This window comes from Devosia nitrariae (genome assembly GCF_030160115.1).
GTDB lineage: Bacteria > Pseudomonadota > Alphaproteobacteria > Rhizobiales > Devosiaceae > Devosia > Devosia nitrariae.
The window spans coordinates 615,478-633,143 of the sequence record NZ_BSNS01000011.1 but is presented as its reverse complement, the minus strand read 5'-3'; the positions used below and the strand labels follow the sequence as shown (position 1 = coordinate 633,143).

Below are 17,666 nucleotides of genomic sequence, written 5' to 3'. Positions count from 1 at the left end.
ATCGCGCCGAGAGACCGGCACTCCGGCCCTTGCTTTCGAATTGAATAAAGGGTTGAGCTATTGCGATTGCCTACAAGGCGCGCCGTGACGGTGATGCGCTCAGGCGGCCGCGGCCTCGCGATCGATCAGAGCCCGCTTGCGCTCGACACCCCAGCGATAGCCGGAGAGCGCGCCGTCGCTCTTTACCACCCGGTGGCAAGGGATCGCGACGGCCAGCGCATTTGCCGCGCAGGCTCCAGCCACAGCGCGCACCGATGTGGGCGCGCCGATCTTTCTCGCGATGTCGGCATAGGTTGCCGTCGTGCCCGCGGGGATCTCGCGCAAGGCCGCCCAGACGCGCTGTTGGAACGCCGTGCCACGGACGTCGAGGGGAAGATCGAGGCCGAGCCGTGGGGCCTCAATGAGGCCGACGACGCGTGCCACCAGATTCTCGAACTCGGCATTGCCACCCGTCAGGCGTGCCCGCGGAAAGCGGTCCTGCAAATCGCGAACCAGCATGTCCGGATCGTCACCCAACAGGATTGCGCAGACCCCCTTCTCGCTCTTCGCCACTAGGATCGAGCCTAGCGAACATTCGCCGACTGCAAAGCGGATTTCTGCATTGGCGCCGCCGGCGCGATAGTCGGTCGGGGTCATGCCAAGCATCTCGTCCGAATTTTCATAAAAGCGACCGGAGGAATTGAATCCGGCGTCGTAGATCGCGGAAGTCACGGTGTCGCTCCGCTTGAGTTCGTCGCGAACCTTGCCGGCCCGATGGGCCGCGGCATAACCCTTGGGTGTCACGCCGGTGATCGACTTGAACATGCGGTGGAAATAGCCGGGGCTAAGGCCGACAGTCTTGGCAAGTTCATTGAGCGGTGGAATCTCTTCGGCCTGCTCGATCAGCCGGCAGACACGCGCGACGATCGCGGCGTTTTGGAGCTCGGCCGAAGGCTGGTCGGGCTTGCAGCGCTTGCAGGCTCTGAAGCCTGCAGCCTCTGCATCGGCAACGCTTTCGTGGAAGCTCACGTTTTTCGGGTTGGCGGTCCGCGACGGACATGATGGGCGGCAATAGATTCCAGTGGTGGCGACGGAGTAGTAAAACTGTCCGTCCATCGACCGATCGCGCGCGAGAACCCGCGCCCATCGCGGGCTCTGTTCCGTGGCAGCGGCCGCCGATATCGATCGTTCTTTCGCTAGCGTGTTCATGGTCAAAACTTTCCCAATTTTATTCGGCGGCCAGGATGATGCGCCTTGACGGTGACCGCACTCCGGCTCTTGCTTTCGAATCGAGATAGGGCTTCCCGAGGTGAATGACGAGGGCGGCATATACTCGCGCAGTCGCGTCACGCCGGATTCGTCGAGCAGCCAGACTTCGCCGCCTTTCCCACGCAGTTTGCTCCTGTTTGCGCGCCGTTCGTGCCAGGTCGCGAGCCCCGCTTCGGGCAGCGCGGCAAACAGGGCGCGACCTTGCCGTCATCCAAGCCGATTTCCTCGACGATCTTGCCGTTTAAGACGCGAAGCACGGTCGTTCCCGTGAAGTGCATCCTTCGGCCCGATTTCGCGGGGAGCGAACCGATCAGGAAGTCCCCGAACGTTCCTCCGCCTTCAACGACCGACCACATAGTCGCGCTCGGCGATAAGGTCGGCCGCCCCACCGAACTTGAGATCCGGGAACGCCTCGCGGAAGTCGGTCATGAACGCCCTGATCTCGTCACGGCCCGGCGGGCTCATGCAGTGAATAGTGCAGGAGCATGTTAGGAGCGGTGAGCTCGTCGATAATATCGGGATTCCAGGGGTTGCCCCAGAAGCCGTCGAACCATCGGCCGACGATGTCCTTGTTGTCTTTTTCCTTCGACATGATGAGATTCCTTTTTGTGTGCTGCCGTTGTTTCGGGAGACCATTCGGGTGGCGGCATGCCGCTGATCCTGGTGTTCGAGCAATCCCGCCAGACATTCGCTGTTTTCGTGTCTAGGTCCGGTTGATCGACACGCCCCCGTCGACCAGCAGTGCAACGCCTGTGATGAAGCTCGATGCGTTGGACGCGAGGTGGAGCGCAGATTGCGCAATCTCCTCCGGCAGCGCCAAACGCTTGAGCGCGTGGAGACCCTCGATGAACGCTCGTGTGCCTTCGGGAGCACCTGGCAGGTTGGCGTGGTTGGCCGGCGTATCGGTGCCGCCGGGAAGGATCGCGTTTGCTCGGATGCCCTTGGCGCCGAATTCGGCAGCCAGCACCCGCGTTAAGCCCACCACCCCCGCCTTGGCGGCGGCATATGCGCCCGTACCTGGGAAGCCGACGGTGTTACCGACAAAGCTCGAGGTGAACACGATGGAACCACCACCGCGCTCGATCATCGCCGGCACCTGGTATTTCGCACCAAGAAAGGCGCTAGTCAGGTTGGTGTCGATCGTATCGTGCCATCCGGCGACCGACAGGTCAGACACTGGCCCCATCTCACCGCTCGAACCGGCATTGTTGAATGCGATGTCGAGCCCGCCGAATTGACTTATCGCTGTGTCAACCAGAGCCTTCGCGTGCGCCTCGTCTTTCACGTCGCCCGCAACGGCGATCGCTTTTCCGCCGGCCTTTTCGATTTCGCCGACCAGCGCGTCGAGTTCCAGCTTGCGGCGTCCCGCCACGACGACTTTGGCGCCTTCCTGTGCGAACAACTTCGCAGCCGCATAGCCGATACCCGAGCTTGCTCCGGTAACGATCGCGATTTTGTCTTTGAGCACGTTCATAAGTGACTCCGGGTTCTCAGTTCTGTCCCATAGAGATGGCCCTTTAGACGTCCAGCGACACTCCGCTTGTTGCTTTCCAATCCGATGACTACTCCGGCAGCCATCAGGATTCTTCGAAGTGCGCTGCGAGCTTGCCTGGAAAGCCCTATCCTGCTCGATAAGCCGTCCATGCAATCATGACCAACGATGCCGGAGAACCTGACGCGGATGCAGACAAAAAAGTGCGCGGCTCGTCAGCGTGGATATTCAAGTTGCTTGGCGACCACATTGGTGGTGCGTGTTCCCTGGTGGGCGGCGATCACCGCCAGCGCCTAGTCGAGCGCATCCGCCGGATTCTCGTCCGAAAATGTCGACACTTGCCGGTCTTCCGACCACCTCGACGCCACATGATCGGGAAATGCGCGAACACCGTGGCGGGTTTAGGCGGCTCCCGCTGATCCTGCGAACGTCGTCGCACTGGAACGGTACGTCTGCCGCCATGCATCGGCTACCCGCTCCCCGCTTGCGTTAACGGTTTAGCAAACTAGCCTATGTGCACGATACCTTACGCTACAGATCTCTCACCCTCCGAAGCAATTTTACTTGATCCGGGTATTGGGCACACACCGGGTGCGTCAATTTCGAAAGGGAGAGATCATGCGGCTCAGCGGAAGTCGGGAGCAGAAGGAATGGCAACCTTACGTCAACGAAAACCGCCGCCGAAACTAGGCTATCGCCGCCGTTTGCTCCCTCACTCCCACTCGATCGTGCCCGGCGGCTTGCTGGTCACGTCGTAGACCACGCGGTTGATGCCCCGCACCTCGTTGATGATGCGGGTGGCGGTCTTGCCGAGGAAGGCCATGTCGTAGGGATAGAAGTCGGCGGTCATGCCGTCGACCGAGGTGACGGCCCGCAGCGCACAGACGAATTCGTAGGTGCGCCCATCGCCCATGACGCCGACGGTCTGCACCGGCAGGAGAACGGCGAAGGCCTGCCAGATCGTGTCGTAGAGGCCAGCCTTGCGGATTTCGTCGAGATAGATGGCGTCGGCCTTGCGCAGGATGTCGAGCTTGTCGCGGGTGAGGCCGCCCGGGCAGCGGATCGCAAGGCCGGGGCCGGGAAACGGATGGCGGCCGACGAAATGTTCGGGCAGGCCCAGTTCGCGCCCTAGGGCGCGCACCTCGTCCTTGAACAGCTCGCGCAACGGCTCGACGAGCTTCATGTTCATGCGTTCGGGAAGCCCACCCACATTGTGATGGCTCTTGATGGTGACCGATGGGCCGCCGGTGAAGGAGACGCTCTCGATGACGTCGGGGTAGAGCGTGCCCTGGGCGAGGAACTCGGCACCGCCGATCTTCTTGGCCTCTTCCTCGAAGGTTTCGATGAACAGCCGGCCGATGGTCTTGCGCTTGACCTCGGGGTCGCTTTCGCCCTCGAGGGCACCGATGAATTTATCCGATGCATCAACATGAACGAGCGGAATGTTGTACTGCTGCCGGAACATGGCGACCACGTCCTCGGCTTCGTTGAGCCGCAACAGGCCGTGGTCGACGAAGATGCAGGTCAGCTGGTCGCCGATCGCCTCGTGGATGAGGACGGCCGCGACCGAGGAATCAACGCCACCCGAGAGTCCGCAGATCACCTTGTCGGTGCCGACCTCCGCCCGGATCTTTTCAATGGCCTTTTCGCGATAGGCGGCCATGGTCCAGTTGGTCGAAAGCCCGCAGATCCTATGGACGAAGTTGGCATAAAGCCTGCCGCCGTCGGGGGTGTGCACCACCTCGGGGTGAAACTGCACGGCCCAGATCCGGCGCTTCTCGTCGGCGATCATGGCGAAGGGTGCACCCTGCGATGTACCAACGACCTCGAAGCCCCCGGGGATGGCCACCACCCGGTCGCCGTGGCTCATCCAGACCTGGTGCTCGGTGCCAAGGTCCCACACGCCCTCGTAGAGCGCCGAGAGCTTCTGCACCTTGACCTCGGCACGTCCGAACTCGCGGTGGTGTCCCGCCTCCACCTGGCCGCCGAGCGCGACGCATAGTGCCTGCTGGCCGTAGCAGATACCGAGGATCGGCACGCCTGCCGAGAGCACTTCCGGGGCAACGGTCGGCGCGTTCTCATCGAGGACGGAAGCGGGGCCGCCGGAGAGCACGATGCCGGCCGGGTTCATCGCGGCAACGGCGGAAGCGGCGCTCTGGAATGGGTGGATTTCGCAATAGACGCCCGTCTCACGGATGCGGCGGGCGATGAGCTGCGTCACCTGCGAGCCGAAGTCGACGATGAGGATGGATTGGGGCTGGTCTGTCATGGCGAGGCTTTACCGGCCTTGCCTCGATTCCGCAAGCGGGCGGCGCGCGCGGCTTTGCAGAAAATACCAGCCATGCAAGAACTGAAAGGCCTACGCGAAGGAGACGCCATGTTCACGCCCCTGCCCTGGCTCAACGAGCCGCCCGAATGGCACGCCGAGGGCGACACCCTGACGCTCAAGACGGGACGCGAGACTGACTTCTGGAACGCAACGTTCTACGGCTTCGTGCGGCACGACGGCCATTTCCTGCCGCATCGGGTCGCCGGAGACTTCACCGCCAGCGTGCGCTTTCATGCGCAGTGGCAGGCGCATTACGACCAGGCGGGCCTGATGGTGCGGGTCGACAATGCCAATTGGATGAAGACCGGCATCGAGTTCACCGACGGCCAGGCGCACTTCAGCGCCGTCGTCACCCGCGACGGCTGGTCGGACTGGTCGGTGCTTGCCCTGCCTGAGGCGGCGGTTGCCGGCATCGAGGTGCGCATCACCCGCCATGGCGAGGCTCTGCGTGTCGAGTACCACGTGCCGGAGACCGATTGGCGCCTCGCCCGGCTCTGCCACCTGCGCATGGGCGAAGCGGTCGAGGTCGGCCCCATGGCCTGCTCGCCACAGGGCGGCGGGCTCGAAGTGCGCTTTTCCGGATTCTCGATCGAGCCGCCCATCGCGCGCGAGCTACATGGCTGAGGCCCAGATGCGAACCGATCCCGGCGTGACTGCGTTCCCGAGCTTGCGGACGGGCGCTCGAGCCAGGAGCAATGGCTGGCATGATTGAGAACCGTCTGCGCGGCGCCGATTGCGTGCGGGCCTCGGCATGCCTCATCGTCGTCTTCCACCACCTGGCGCAGCGTGTGGACTGGCGCGCCGATATGGGCGTCTTCGATTTCGCCCGGTTCTTCGTTGCAACCGGCGGCTTCGGCGTCGGCACTTTCTTCGTGCTCTCGGGGTTTCTGCTTGCCCGGCCGTTCTGGCAGGCGCTCGACCGGGGCGAGCCGATGCCCAATCTCGGGACCTACGCGTTGCGCCGCGCCGCGCGGATCCTTCCCGGCTTCTGGCTGGCGCTAACGGTCTCGTTCCTCGTTTCGATCACCGTCTTCGGCCTTCGCCCCGACGCCTGGCTGATCGCCCGGTACCTTGCCGGGCTGTTCCTCGTTTCCGACTGGCACTGGACCAGCTTCTTTCCTGTCGAGATCAACGGTCCCCTGTGGTCGATCGGTTTCGAAGTCAGCTCCTATCTGATGCTGCCCATTGGCTTTGCCGCCGTGTTCGCGCTCTTCAGGTCCAAATCGAAGCCTCTGCTCTCGCGGGTCGCCTGGCTCGGCGTTATCGCGGCCGCGCTTGCCCTCCACAGCCTTTTTGCAATGCTGGTGCCTGTGCCCGCGATCGGTCGCGGCTTTGACTACGGCTTGCAGGGCGGCGCCAAGGTGTGGATGCCGCTCTTCAACCCCTTCGGGTTCTTCGCCATGTTTGCCATCGGCGCGCTGGCGGGCGGCGCACAGGTGATGCTTGCGCGCTACCGATCGTGGCTCTTCGACCTGTTGGCGGTGGCGGCGCTTGCCGGCATTGCAATGCTGCTCTTCCAGCAAGCTGAAGAGCGGACCAATGAGGCATGGGGCGTTTTCGAAGTGCCTTATGCCTATCCGGTGTTTCAGCTTCTGGTCGGCGCGCTGCTGGCAACTGCACCTTCGTCCATGCTTGGCGGCCGTCTTCTCGACAATCCGCCAATGCGGTACGTCGCCCGCATCTCCTTCGGCATCTATGTCTGGCACATGCTGATCCTCGAGCTCGTGCGGGTCTACTGGATGCCCGAGCTCGACTATGGAGCGCTGAGGACGCCGCTCGCCTTCGCTTCGGCGAGCGTGGTGGTGATCGCCACCACCTTCGTCGTCGCCGCACTGTCGTTCCGCTATATCGAAGCGCCGGTCACGGCCTGGGCCCGCCGGCTCGAGCCGCGGCCATCGACCCCGACGCTGTCGCCGGCGGCGGGGTAGCGGGAGGAGGTGCACTCTTGCGCCCGATACCTCACCCCCACGGTGTCATCCCAGCGCAGGGCTGGGATCCAGCCTGAGATACAGCGGTGGCCGCAAGGTGTATGAACCAGTCATGGAAGGCATCCCTTACTGGTCTTTCCGTGCCTGGTGATGTGTTCAGGGGCTGACTCCCGGCCTTCGCCGGGATGACAGCCGGTGGGCATGGGAGCATCGGCGCCCACTCAACACCTCCGTTCGGAAATCTATTTTGTTTCTATGACTTACGCTGCAAAGCGCAGAAATAGAATCCGTCCGTGCCGGTCGTCAGCGGCGTCAGGATCAGCCCACCCTCGGCATCAGTGACGGCCGCCAGCGGCAACGAGAGCTGGGCGCCCCACAGCGTCGCCGCGTCGCGCACCGCGAATTCTGGGTGGCGGATGCGGAAGGCTGCAATCTGGTCGCCGTTCTCCTGCGGCAGGATCGAGCAGGTGATATAGACCAGCGTGCCGCCGGGCTTGACCAACCGCACCGCCTCGTCGAGCAGCGCGGCCTGCTCGGCGGTGCGCTGGGCCAGGAGTTCGGGGGTCAGCTTCCACTTGGTGTCCGGCCGCCGCCGCCAGGTGCCGGTGCCGGTACAGGGCGCGTCGATCAGGACTCGATCCATGCGGCCGGCAAGGTCGTCAAGCGCACCCTCGCCCGGCGCGCGCACCTGCACGTTGCGCACGCCATTGCGCTTGAGGCGGTCGTAGATCGGCGCCAGACGCGTGCGGTCGGTGTCATAGGCGAAGATCTGGCCGGTGTTGCCCATGGCTGCGGCCATGGCCAGCGTCTTGCCGCCGGCTCCGGCGCAAAGGTCCAGCACCTGTCCGCCGACGGTGGCATCAACGAGGGCCGAGACGATCTGGCTACCCTCGTCCTGCACCTCGAACCAGCCCTTGAGATACCCCTCGTCGCTGGTGACGTTGGGCGTGCGCGCATCGCGACTGCCCGCCGGCATGCGCAGGCCATGGGGCGCGATCGCCGTTTCCATAGGCTCGAAACGCTTCAGGGATTTCATCACCCGTTCGCGGCCGGACTTGAGCATGTTGACCCGCAGGTCAAGCGAAGGGCGCCCTGTCATCGCCCGCAATTGCGTAACCCATTCGTTACTAAAGGCACGCTCAAGTGCACTCTCCAGCCATTCCGGCGCATCTGCTCGCGTTGCGTTACCGGCTGAGGCTAGTGAATCGTCGCCGCGCTCGAGCCTTGCGATCTCGTCCTTGGTCAGGGGTTCTGGCGCATGCCGGTCCTCGGCAAAGGCAGCGTTGAGCATCTCGGGCTCCTCGCCCCAATCGCGGATGGCCACCGCCAGCACCAGTGCACGCGGGTCGTCGCTCCCCATCACATGGCCATGCGAGGCGCGCCGCCGCAGGGCGTCGTAGACGAGGTTGCCGATGGCCGCCCGATCGCTGGCCCCGGCGAAGCGGTTGCCGATGCCCCAGGTCTTCAGCGCCTCGGAAACCGGACGATGGCGCGTGTCGACCTCGGTCAACACCTCGATGGCGGCGGAAAGGCGTCCGGGCAGGCGCATGGTAGGCTTCCTACGGTTCCAAGTGACACAGTGGAGCGAGCACGAATGCTGCCCCCTCACAGAGTCATCCCCGCGAAAGCGGGGACCTCCGTTTCATATCGCACGCTGGCAACAGAGGTTCCCGCTTTCGCGGGAATGACCCGGTGGAGAGAATGCGCTCGCGCTAGCTACCCAAGTCTGTGGTCGCGCTTTCGAACCGCAAATTGGCATCCACTTTTGCCGAGAACGGTCCTACCGCCCGCCGCGATAGTTGGGCGCCTCGCGGGTGATCGAGACGTCGTGCACGTGGCTTTCGCTCAGCGCGGCGCCGGAAATCCGCACGAACGTGGAGTTCTCACGGAAATCCCTCAGGTTGTGGGCACCGGTATAACCCATGGAGGCCCGCAGGCCCCCGGCGAGCTGATGCAGCACCGCAGCGACCGGGCCCTTATAGGGCACCTGGCCCTCGATGCCTTCGGGCACCAGCTTCATCTGGTCGCGCACGTCCTGCTGGAAATAACGGTCGGCCGAACCCGAGCCCATGGCGCCGACCGAGCCCATGCCGCGGTAGGATTTGTAGGAACGCCCCTGGTAGAGATAGACCTCGCCGGGCGCCTCGTCGGTGCCGGCCAGCAGCGAGCCGACCATCACGCAGGAAGCACCGCCCGCCAAGGCTTTAGCCGCATCTCCTGAGAATTTGATTCCGCCGTCGGCGATGACCGGAATGCCATGTTTGGCCCCCTCCTCGGCGCAGGCCATGACCGCGGCGAGCTGGGGCACGCCGACGCCGGCGACCACACGCGTGGTGCAGATCGAACCTGGCCCGATGCCGACCTTGACCGAATCCGCGCCCGCCTCGATCAGCGCGCGCGTTGCTTCGGCGGTCGCCACATTGCCGGCAACGATACGCGTGGAATTGCTCTCGCGCTTTACCCGCTCGACGGCTTCGGCGACGCGCACCGAGTGTCCGTGGGCGGTATCGATGACGAGGAGATCGACACCGGCCTCGATCAACTGCATCGAGCGCTCGAAGCCGGCATCGCCGACCGTCGAGGCCGCCGCCACGCGCAGCCGCCCCTCGGCGTCCTTGACGGCGTTGGGGTTGAGCTGGGCCTTCTCGATGTCCTTGACGGTGATGAGCCCCACGCAGTTGCCGCCATCGTCGACAACCAGCAGCTTTTCGATGCGGTTGGCGTGGAGAAGGCGCTTGGCGTCGTCCTTGGAGACACCGTCGCGCACGGTGATGAGACCGTCACGGGTCATCAGCTCGCGCACCGGCTGGCGCGGATTATCGGCAAAGCGCACGTCGCGGTTGGTGAGGATGCCGATGAGCTTTCCCGTAGTGCGTCCGCCCGTGCCGCCGGTCTCGACCACCGGAATGCCCGAGATCCGGTTGATTTGCATCAGGGCCAGTGCGTCGGCAAGCGTTGCGTCGGGCCCGATGGTGATGGGGTTGACCACCATCCCGCTCTCGAAGCTCTTGACCTGGCGCACCTGCTCGGCCTGCTGCTCGGCGGTGAAGTTCTTGTGGATCACCCCAAGCCCGCCAGCCTGGGCCATGGCGATGGCCATGGCGGCTTCGGTGACTGTGTCCATGGCCGAGGAGAGGATCGGCAGGTTCAGCGCGATGTCGCGCGTCACATAGGTCGAGATATCGGTCTGCGTCGGCAGGATATCCGAGCGCGCCGGCTGCAGCAGCACGTCGTCGAAGGTGAGCGCCGCTTCGCCGGTGATGGAGGTAATGATTTTCGCCAAGGCCAGACCCTTCCTGCCTTCTCAAGGAAACCAGAGATGTTGGAATCGAAGCGGGGAGGAAGACTCACCCGCATTCAGGTTGGCGAGGGTCAATAGCACCACGATGACGGTTTGCATAGCGCCCGCATGCTTCGTCAGTGACGAGCCCGAAATCTCCGGCCTTTGCTCTGATTGCCGCAGGTGGCCATGTCGCACCAGCGGCGCGAGTTGTTCTTGCTGCGATCGTAGAAGAGCCACCCGCAACCGTGGTTGGGGCATTGCTTGAGCCGCTCGAACCCGCCGGCCGAGAGCAGTTCGAGTGCCGACCAGGCGATAGGCCCCAGCGCCGCCGCTTCCGGTGAGCCCGCGGCAAAATCGAGGCGGTATTTCTTGCCGTCCCAGGCGAGCGGGGTGGTAACCATGGCCTCGCGGGCCCGGTCGCGGATCGTGTCCAGGTCGGCCTCGGCGACCACGTGTCCGTCGGCAATCTGCGCGCCCACCCGGTAGATCGCCTCGCGCAGGTCGAAAGCGCGCTCGAGGAGACCGTCCCGGCCGTGCGCTGCGAGCGCCTTGCGCACGCCATCGGCGGCCTTCCCCTCGAGCACTCCGGCTTGTTCGAGCCAGTCGGCGAAGTCCTGGCTCGCCTCCAGATGTTCGAAGAAGTCCGGCGTCCCGCGTCCGGCAGCGGTATTGGCGAAATCGAGGGCCAACGCGCCACCGATCAGTTCAAAGTCCTTTGCCACCACAACCTCCAAAACTCGTTTTGCCGGTTTACAACACCACCTAAATCAATTATAGTGGTTGTTATCGGATAGGCAAGGCTTCGCTCCAATCGGAACGGAACCACCGGGGCAACAAGCGCCGCCACGGCGCAGGCAGTCATTGCGCCTGATAGGAGGATGAAATGAACTATTCCGTGTTTCTGGCCAGCTACGTCATCGCGCTTGCCGATCCCCCGCGCCGCGACCGCATGCATGGCGAAGAACAATACCTGCTCGACAACACCGACTCCGAGACCCGCGATCTTCTGCGGCGCGCCGTCATTGCCGTGGCGATCATTTCGCTGTCGTTCTGCGGACTCGCGGTGGTGTCGGGTGCCGATATGGGCGCGAGCCAGACGGCGGTTTTGGCGTCGTGATGGCGGGTGTCCCAGTGCCCTCACCAGGCGCTGCGATGAAACTCGCAAGGTTTCGGGCGCAGATCCGCACGGTGGGTCGTGGCGGGCGGGCTCTGTCATTTGTCGGAGGGTAGGATGGATCATTCGATTTTTCTGGCCAGTTATGTCGTTCACCTCGCCAACCGGGAGGCGTTCGTTCGCAAGCGCAGCGAGGAGCAGTATTTCCTTGAGCAGGCAGATTTCGATACCGGTGACTTGGTCCGGCGCCTGGTCGTTGCCGTCGCCATCATCTCGCTGTCGTTTTCGAGCCTGATCGTCGTGGCAGGGTACGCAGCGCCGGAGGTGCGTGAGCAGACTGTGCTGCGGTCGTGATGGCGACGAGCGACCGAAGGAGATGATCTTCGGTTACGGCTACGTCCATGCAAACCGTTGAAATTCTTTCACCACAACCCTTTGCAGGACTCGAAAAGCGGACCATAGTGCCGGCGGACGGCTTCCCGCCGTCCTCCCGTCCTCCCGCCAGGCTTCGTGTCACGTGGTCCGCGTCACGCCCCTCATATTGGCGGTCGCCCTGTTCATGGAACAGATGGATTCGACCGTCATCGCCACTGCGCTGCCAGCCATCGCCGCCGATATCGGCACCGAGCCGGTCGCGCTGAAGCTTGCGCTCACCTCCTATTTCGTGGCGCTCGCCATCTTCATCCCGATCTCCGGCTGGATGGCCGATCGGTTCGGGGCCAAGAACATCTTTCGCCTGGCGATCTTCGTTTTCATGCTGGGCTCGCTTGCTTGCTCGTTCTCCTATTCGCTGGAGACGTTCGTTGCCTCGCGGTTCTTCCAGGGCATCGGCTCGTCGATGATGACCCCGGTCGGTCGGCTGCTGCTGGTGCGCTCGACCCCGCGCAATGAACTGGTCGGCGCCATGGCGTGGCTGACCATCCCTGCCCTTATCGGGCCGATCACCGGCCCGCTCCTCGGCGGGTTTTTGACCACGTTCCTGTCCTGGCACTGGATCTTCTGGATCAACATTCCCATCGGTGTTGCCGGGATCCTCCTCGCCACCCGCTTCCTCCACGTCATCGACCAGCGCAATCCGCGCCCCATCGACATCGTCGGCTTCATCCTCGCCAGCATCGCCTTTGCCGGCGCGGTGTTCGGACTTTCTGTGGTGAGCCTGCCCGCCCTGCCGATCATCTACGGCTACCTGACCCTGGCGGTCGGGGTCACCGCCGGCATTCTCTATTTCCTCCATGCAAGGCGGGTGAAGTTCCCCCTGCTCGATCCGCAGCTCTTCCGCCACAAGCTGTTTCGCACCGCGATCGCCGCCGGCTCGATCTTTCGCATCGGGATCGGCGCCGTGCCGTTCCTCCTGCCGCTGATGCTGCAGCTCGGCTTCGGGCTCACCCCGTTCCAGTCGGGCCTCATCACCTTTGTTTCGGCGATCGGCGCGATCCTCTCCAAATTCGTCGCCGAAAAGCTTTTCGCCAGCTTCGGCTTTCCCAGGCTCCTCGGCTTCACCGCCCTTGTCGGTGGGCTCCTCATCGGCGCGCACGGCTTATTCGAGATCGACACGCCGCCGGCCCTGATCATGACCGTGCTGCTGGTCAGCGGCCTGACGCGGTCGATTTTCTTCACCGGCACCAACGCCATCGGCTATGGCGATATCGACGACGAGGAAGCAAGCCAAGCCACGGCCATCACCTCTGTCGCCCAGCAATTGAGCATTGCGCTCGGGGTTGCTGTCGCCGGCGCCATCCTCGAGGTCAGCAGCCTTCTCGGCGGCGAGGGGCTGCGCCTCCTCGATTTCCACATCGCATTTTTCGTCGTCGGCGGCATTTCGACCCTTGCCGGCTTTCTTTATCTGCGCATGCCGGCCGATGCCGGCAGCAACGTTTCAGGCCACAAGGCCAACCTTACAGCCAAGGAGTGACCGGAGCACGCTGCCGGTCGACCAGAACCTCAAGTGAACCAACGTATCGTCCCGCTGATCCTGGCGTTCGCGCTCTTCATGGAGAACATGGATTCGACGGTGATCGCGACGTCGCTGGCTGCGATTGCCGCCGATATCGGCACCGATCCGATCTCGTTGAAGCTCGCGCTCACCTCGTATCTCGTGGCGCTTGCCATCTTCATTCCCATCTCGAGCTGGATGGCCGACCGGTTCGGCGCGCGGCTGGTCTTTCGCTGCGCCATGCTGGTGTTCATGGTCGGGTCGATCTCTTGCGCCTTCTCGGATTCGCTCGCTTCCTTCGTCGTTGCCCGCTTCGTCCAGGGCATGGGCGGCGCCATGATGGGGCCCGTCGCCCGCCTGGTGCTGGTGCGGGCAACGCCCCGGCATCAGCTGGTCGACGCCATGGCGTGGCTGACCATTCCGGCGCTGATCGGACCGATCGTCGGCCCCCCCTTCGGCGGGTTCCTCACCACCTATTTCTCCTGGCACTGGATCTTCATCATCAACGTGCCGATCGGCATACTCGGCATGGCGCTCGCCGGGCTTGTCTTGCCCAAGACGATGCGCAACGCACCCCGGCGCATCGACGGCAAGGGGTTCGTCCTGGCCGGACTCGCCTTTGCGCTCTTTGCCTTCGGTTGCTCGGTGCTGAGCCTGCCGGCGCTACCGCCGATCTATGGTGCCATCGCCGCGGTGGCGGGGGTGATCTTCGGCATCGTCTATGCGTTCCATGCGCTGCGCACGGACTTTCCCCTCCTCGACCTGCGGCTGCTTAGCTTCCCGAATTTCCGCGTGGCGGTTGGGGCCGGCACCTTCTTTCGTCTGGGACAGGGTGCTACGCCCTTTCTTTTCCCTTTGATGCTGCAATTGCATTTCGGCATGACGCCGTTCCAGTCCGGCATGGTGACCTTCGCCGGCGCGGTCGGCGCGCTCGCGGCCAAGTTCGTCGCCAACCGCATCTTCGCGCGCTACGGCTTCAAATATCCTCTGGTCATTTCGACGGGCATCTCGACCCTCGGCATGCTTGCCATGGGCCTCTATCAGCCCGACACATGGATCCCGCTGATCCTTGCCATCCTCGTCTTCGTCGGCTTCTGGCAATCGATCTTCTGGACCGGCTCCAACGCCTTCACCTTCGCCGATATCGAGGACAAGGACGCCGGTCAGGCCAATGTGATCAGCCAGGTGTGGGGCCAGCTGATGTTCGCCATGGGCGTGGCGCTGGGCGGCGGTGCGCTGGAGCTGACGCACCGGCTGCGCGGCGGCGGTGCGCTCGAGCTCATCGACTTCCACATCGCCTTCTATGTGGTGACGGCCGTATGCGCGCTCTCGACGCTCTTGTTCCTGCGTCTGCCGAAGAATGCGGGGCATCAGCTACTGGGTGGGCCGCATTTGCATTGAGGGGGTGTGGCCGGCGCAAGATTTTGCCACCGTTGTCTCAACAATCTCGGTGTCATTCCGGCGAAGGCCGGAACCCAGCCTGAGATGCCGCGCCAGCCGCGAGGTGTGTGAATTGGGCACCGAACGGGTGCCACACTCTGCTCGTTCTGTGTCCTGCGAAGTGTTCAGGGCTGGGTCCCAGCTTTCGCTGGGATGACAGCCGGTGGATGGGCAGCATTGAAGCCCACAGAATCCTCCCGAGGAGGGAGCCGCCAGCTACTCTTCCCCGTCCCCCACGTCATCCTTCCCCTTGAACCCCTTGGCCACGAGATAGGTCTCAGCCGAATCCTGCCGGCTGGCGGGGGGCTTTACGTGGAAGGTCGAACGGAAGTGGCGCTTGAGGTGGTGCAGCAATTCGTGCTCGGTGCCGCCCTGGAACACCTTGGCGACGAACGCGCCGCCGGGCGCGAGCACGTCGATGGCAAAGTAGGCCGCCAGTTCCACCAGTTGCACGATGCGCAGGTGGTCCGTGGGGCGATGGCCGGTGGTCGGCCAGGCCATATCGGACATGACGACGTCAGCCTTATGGCCGCCGAGGGCATCCACCAGCATCTGCGGCGCGTCGTCCTCGGTGAAATCCTTTTGCAAAAGGACAACGCCCGGGATCGGATCCATCTGGAGGTAATCGATGCCGACGACCAGCGGATGCGCATCTGTCGAGCCGACCGCGGCGGCCGCCACCTGCGACCAGCCACCGGGCGCGGCGCCAAGGTCCACCACCCGCGCGCCCTTTTTGAAGAGCTTATGCTTGTCGTCGATTTCCTTGATCTTGAAGGCGGCGCGCGAGCGCATGCCCTGGGCGCGGGCGCGCGCCACATAGGGATCGTTGAGCTGGCGCTCGAGCCATTTGGTCGAGGAGACTTTGCGACCCTTGGCCGTCTTGACCCTGATCTTCAGGTCCTTTTCGGACTTGCGGCCGCCGCGGCCGAGCGCCTTATCGGCCATTGGCGCGGCTCCGGTAGAGGCCGCGCTTGGGGCGCAGCTGGCCCCGGTCGGCATCCATCAGCGAGATCAGTATGCCTTCGCGCAGGCCCCGGTCGGCGACGCGCACGCGTTCTGTCGGCCATTCGCGGCGGATGGCCTCGAAGATGGCGCAGCCCGGCAGCACCAGATCGGCCCGGTCGCGCCCGATGCACGGATGGCCCACGCGCCGCTCGAACGGCATCGCCAGCAGCGCGCGGAGCAGATCGTCGACTTCATTGCGCCCGAGCCAGAGCCCGTCGACCTTCTGGCGCTCGTAGCGCTCGAGCCCGAGATGGAGCCCGGCCAGCGTCGTCACCGTGCCCGAGGTGCCGATGAGGTGGACCGAGTGGTTGGCGATCATCTGCTTCAGTTTCTCGCGGCCGCGGAAGTGTCGCAGGTGCTCGGAAACATGGGCGACCATCGCCTCGAACACTTCCGGGGTGACGTCGACCCCGCCGAACTTCTCGGCAATCGACACGACGCCGACCGGCAGCGACTGCCAAGAGCGGATAGAGGCCGGCATGCGACCCTGGCTCCTCGGCCGGCCTCCGCGGAAATCGAGCCAGGCAAGCTCTGAGGAGCCGCCGCCGATGTCGAACATCAACGCACCCTCGGTGCCCATCTCGATGAGGTCGGCGCAACCGGTCACGGCAAGCTCGGCCTCGGTACGGCGATCGACGACCTCGAGGTCGAGACCGATCTCGCTCTTGACGCGGGCGATGAACGCGATGCCGTTCTCGGCGGCCCGGCAGGCTTCCGTGGCGATCAGGCGCATGCGCGCCGGCTGGTGGTCGGTCAGCTTGACCGCGCAGTGGCGCAGGGCCTCGAGCGTGCGGTCCATCGCCGCGTCACTCAGCCGCCCGGTGGTCGAAACCCCTTCGCCCAGCCGCACGATGCGGGTAAAGCCGTCGAGCACCCGAAAGCCCTGCTCGTACGGGCGGGCGATGAGAAGCCGGCAATTGTTGGTGCCAAGGTCGAGCGCGGCATAGACGGGGCCACGGCGGTACCGTGGACTGACGGCGCTGGCTGTCCGCCTCTCCGCCGGATTCGGGTGAGGACCCCCCTGCCCGAAGCGCTGCCCCTGGTGTCGTTCTTCGACACCCTGGGTGCGGAATGCCGTATCGCCGCCCAGCGATTCGGCTGCGGACCGATTTTCATCGGTCACTGGTCTTACTCCTGCTGCGCGGTCGCTGGACCCTGGTGGTCGCGCCCGAACGCAGTCATTTTTGCGTGTTGGTTCAAACGGTAGTGCAAGGCGACCCGAAGCGCAATGAAAACGATTGCCGGCGCCCGCCTTCGCCCCTTGCAATCGTCACCTCATTTGGCTATTTGAGACCGCGCGCGGAACGGGACCTCTTCCCGACATCAGCGCACCCGGACCGCCTCAACGTCGGTCCTTGCTGGGGAATAGTTCAACGGTAGAACAGCGGACTCTGACTCCGTCGATCTTGGTTCGAATCCAGGTTCCCCAGCCAATCCTTTTCACCAATAAGATCAAAGACTTAAAGAACTTACTTGGCGACCCACACCCGTCGCCGTGTGCCAATCATGTGTCACGCCTACTTACCAGCATTTCCGGGCATTTCTCGACAGCCCCGGCGATTCCATGGCACATGAGATGGCACATGGCACAGTCGGCTGGTCGCCCTCCGGGTGCGCGGCGGGATGCCCTTAAGCGCGGCGATCTCCTCGCGCACCATCCGCGCTAGGTCTTCAGGCGTGCCCATCGCCGACGTCGTCAGTCATAGGTTCGAGCGTACCGAGCCGGCGAGCGCGTCAATTCTCCCGACATGTGCTGGACTCCCGAGTGACGGCGCGAGTAGAACATAACGAGAACATGCTTCGGGCGACGACGATGCCTGAACACACGATCCCTCTGCGCGGCCGCAACTCTTGCGCGCTCTGTCTGACTGACGAAGAGGCCGTGGAGCTCCAC

General features: G+C 64.0%; 14 protein-coding genes, 1 tRNA gene and 1 pseudogene. 7 read left to right on the top strand and 9 right to left on the bottom strand.

What is annotated here, in order from left to right:
- Positions 1–99 precede the first annotated feature (99 nt).
- From ada to guaA, 4 genes and pseudogenes are all read right to left on the bottom strand, one after another.
- Positions 100–1,188, bottom strand: a complete 1,089-nt coding sequence (ada, locus tag QQK18_RS13530; protein ID WP_284341043.1) for a bifunctional DNA-binding transcriptional regulator/O6-methylguanine-DNA methyltransferase Ada — start codon at positions 1,186–1,188, stop codon at positions 100–102.
- Between the two features lie 137 nt (positions 1,189–1,325).
- Positions 1,326–1,840: pseudogene (locus tag QQK18_RS13525) on the bottom strand (ester cyclase).
- Between the two features lie 111 nt (positions 1,841–1,951).
- Positions 1,952–2,722 (bottom strand): SDR family oxidoreductase, encoded by a 771-nt coding sequence (locus QQK18_RS13520; RefSeq protein ID WP_284340860.1) that lies wholly within the window; start codon positions 2,720–2,722, stop codon positions 1,952–1,954.
- Positions 2,723–3,452: 730 nt separating this feature from the next.
- Positions 3,453–5,009: a glutamine-hydrolyzing GMP synthase gene (gene guaA / locus QQK18_RS13515; protein WP_284340859.1), complete on the bottom strand. Its 1,557-nt coding sequence runs from the start codon at positions 5,007–5,009 to the stop codon at positions 3,453–3,455.
- Positions 5,010–5,117: 108 nt separating this feature from the next.
- On the opposite strand from guaA, the gene QQK18_RS13510 reads away from it, so the two are divergent.
- Complete coding sequence (locus QQK18_RS13510; protein WP_284340858.1) at positions 5,118–5,693, top strand: DUF1349 domain-containing protein; 576 nt, start codon at positions 5,118–5,120, stop codon at positions 5,691–5,693.
- A gap of 80 nt (positions 5,694–5,773) precedes the next feature.
- Positions 5,774–6,997 carry an acyltransferase family protein gene (locus QQK18_RS13505; protein WP_284340857.1) on the top strand — a complete coding sequence of 408 codons (1,224 nt, stop codon included), beginning with the start codon at positions 5,774–5,776 and terminating at the stop codon, positions 6,995–6,997.
- Positions 6,998–7,250: 253 nt separating this feature from the next.
- Here the strand turns inward: QQK18_RS13505 and QQK18_RS13500 are convergent, their stop codons facing one another.
- From QQK18_RS13500 to QQK18_RS13490, 3 genes are all read right to left on the bottom strand, one after another.
- Positions 7,251–8,546, bottom strand: a complete 1,296-nt coding sequence (locus QQK18_RS13500) for an RsmB/NOP family class I SAM-dependent RNA methyltransferase (RefSeq protein WP_284340856.1) — start codon at positions 8,544–8,546, stop codon at positions 7,251–7,253.
- Between the two features lie 231 nt (positions 8,547–8,777).
- The gene (gene guaB / locus QQK18_RS13495) at positions 8,778–10,280 is read right to left on the bottom strand and encodes an IMP dehydrogenase (RefSeq protein WP_284340855.1); all 1,503 of its coding nucleotides are present in this window, start codon (positions 10,278–10,280) and stop codon (positions 8,778–8,780) included.
- Positions 10,281–10,414: 134 nt separating this feature from the next.
- The gene (locus QQK18_RS13490) at positions 10,415–11,002 is read right to left on the bottom strand and encodes a CGNR zinc finger domain-containing protein (protein WP_284340854.1); all 588 of its coding nucleotides are present in this window, start codon (positions 11,000–11,002) and stop codon (positions 10,415–10,417) included.
- 161 nt (positions 11,003–11,163) lie between these two features.
- On the opposite strand from QQK18_RS13490, the gene QQK18_RS13485 reads away from it, so the two are divergent.
- The 4 genes from QQK18_RS13485 (at position 11,164) to QQK18_RS13470 (ending at position 14,728) form a co-directional block, all read left to right on the top strand.
- Positions 11,164–11,397 (top strand): hypothetical protein, encoded by a 234-nt coding sequence (locus QQK18_RS13485; protein WP_284340853.1) that lies wholly within the window; start codon positions 11,164–11,166, stop codon positions 11,395–11,397.
- 114 nt (positions 11,398–11,511) lie between these two features.
- Positions 11,512–11,748, top strand: a complete 237-nt coding sequence (locus tag QQK18_RS13480; RefSeq protein ID WP_284340852.1) for a hypothetical protein — start codon at positions 11,512–11,514, stop codon at positions 11,746–11,748.
- A 163-nt stretch (positions 11,749–11,911) separates the two neighbouring features.
- Positions 11,912–13,306, top strand: coding sequence for a DHA2 family efflux MFS transporter permease subunit (locus QQK18_RS13475; protein ID WP_284340851.1), 1,395 nt, complete (start codon positions 11,912–11,914; stop codon positions 13,304–13,306).
- Between the two features lie 33 nt (positions 13,307–13,339).
- Positions 13,340–14,728 carry an MFS transporter gene (locus QQK18_RS13470; protein ID WP_284340850.1) on the top strand — a complete coding sequence of 463 codons (1,389 nt, stop codon included), beginning with the start codon at positions 13,340–13,342 and terminating at the stop codon, positions 14,726–14,728.
- Positions 14,729–14,983: 255 nt separating this feature from the next.
- Here QQK18_RS13470 and QQK18_RS13465 read toward each other — a convergent pair whose 3' ends face one another.
- Positions 14,984–15,712 (bottom strand): RlmE family RNA methyltransferase, encoded by a 729-nt coding sequence (locus tag QQK18_RS13465; RefSeq protein ID WP_284340849.1) that lies wholly within the window; start codon positions 15,710–15,712, stop codon positions 14,984–14,986.
- On the bottom strand, positions 15,702–16,895 hold the full coding sequence (locus QQK18_RS13460; protein WP_284340848.1) for a Ppx/GppA phosphatase family protein: 1,194 nt from the start codon (positions 16,893–16,895) through the stop codon (positions 15,702–15,704). The genes QQK18_RS13465 and QQK18_RS13460 overlap by 11 nt, the downstream gene beginning before the upstream one ends.
- Before the next feature lie 236 nt (positions 16,896–17,131).
- On the opposite strand from QQK18_RS13460, the gene QQK18_RS13455 reads away from it, so the two are divergent.
- A tRNA-Gln gene (locus QQK18_RS13455) sits at positions 17,132–17,205 on the top strand.
- Positions 17,206–17,666: the final 461 nt, after the last annotated feature.

Coding starts and splice junctions, on each gene's coding strand:
- QQK18_RS13480 (WP_284340852.1), top strand. CDS start 11,512: ATGGATCATTCGATTTTTCTGGCCAGTTATGTCGTTCACCTCGCCAAC.
- QQK18_RS13505 (WP_284340857.1), top strand. CDS start 5,774: ATGATTGAGAACCGTCTGCGCGGCGCCGATTGCGTGCGGGCCTCGGCA.
- QQK18_RS13520 (WP_284340860.1), bottom strand. CDS start 2,722: ATGAACGTGCTCAAAGACAAAATCGCGATCGTTACCGGAGCAAGCTCG.
- ada (WP_284341043.1), bottom strand. CDS start 1,188: ATGAACACGCTAGCGAAAGAACGATCGATATCGGCGGCCGCTGCCACG.
- QQK18_RS13510 (WP_284340858.1), top strand. CDS start 5,118: ATGTTCACGCCCCTGCCCTGGCTCAACGAGCCGCCCGAATGGCACGCC.
- QQK18_RS13485 (WP_284340853.1), top strand. CDS start 11,164: ATGAACTATTCCGTGTTTCTGGCCAGCTACGTCATCGCGCTTGCCGAT.
- guaA (WP_284340859.1), bottom strand. CDS start 5,009: ATGACAGACCAGCCCCAATCCATCCTCATCGTCGACTTCGGCTCGCAG.
- QQK18_RS13465 (WP_284340849.1), bottom strand. CDS start 15,712: ATGGCCGATAAGGCGCTCGGCCGCGGCGGCCGCAAGTCCGAAAAGGAC.
- QQK18_RS13500 (WP_284340856.1), bottom strand. CDS start 8,546: ATGCGCCTGCCCGGACGCCTTTCCGCCGCCATCGAGGTGTTGACCGAG.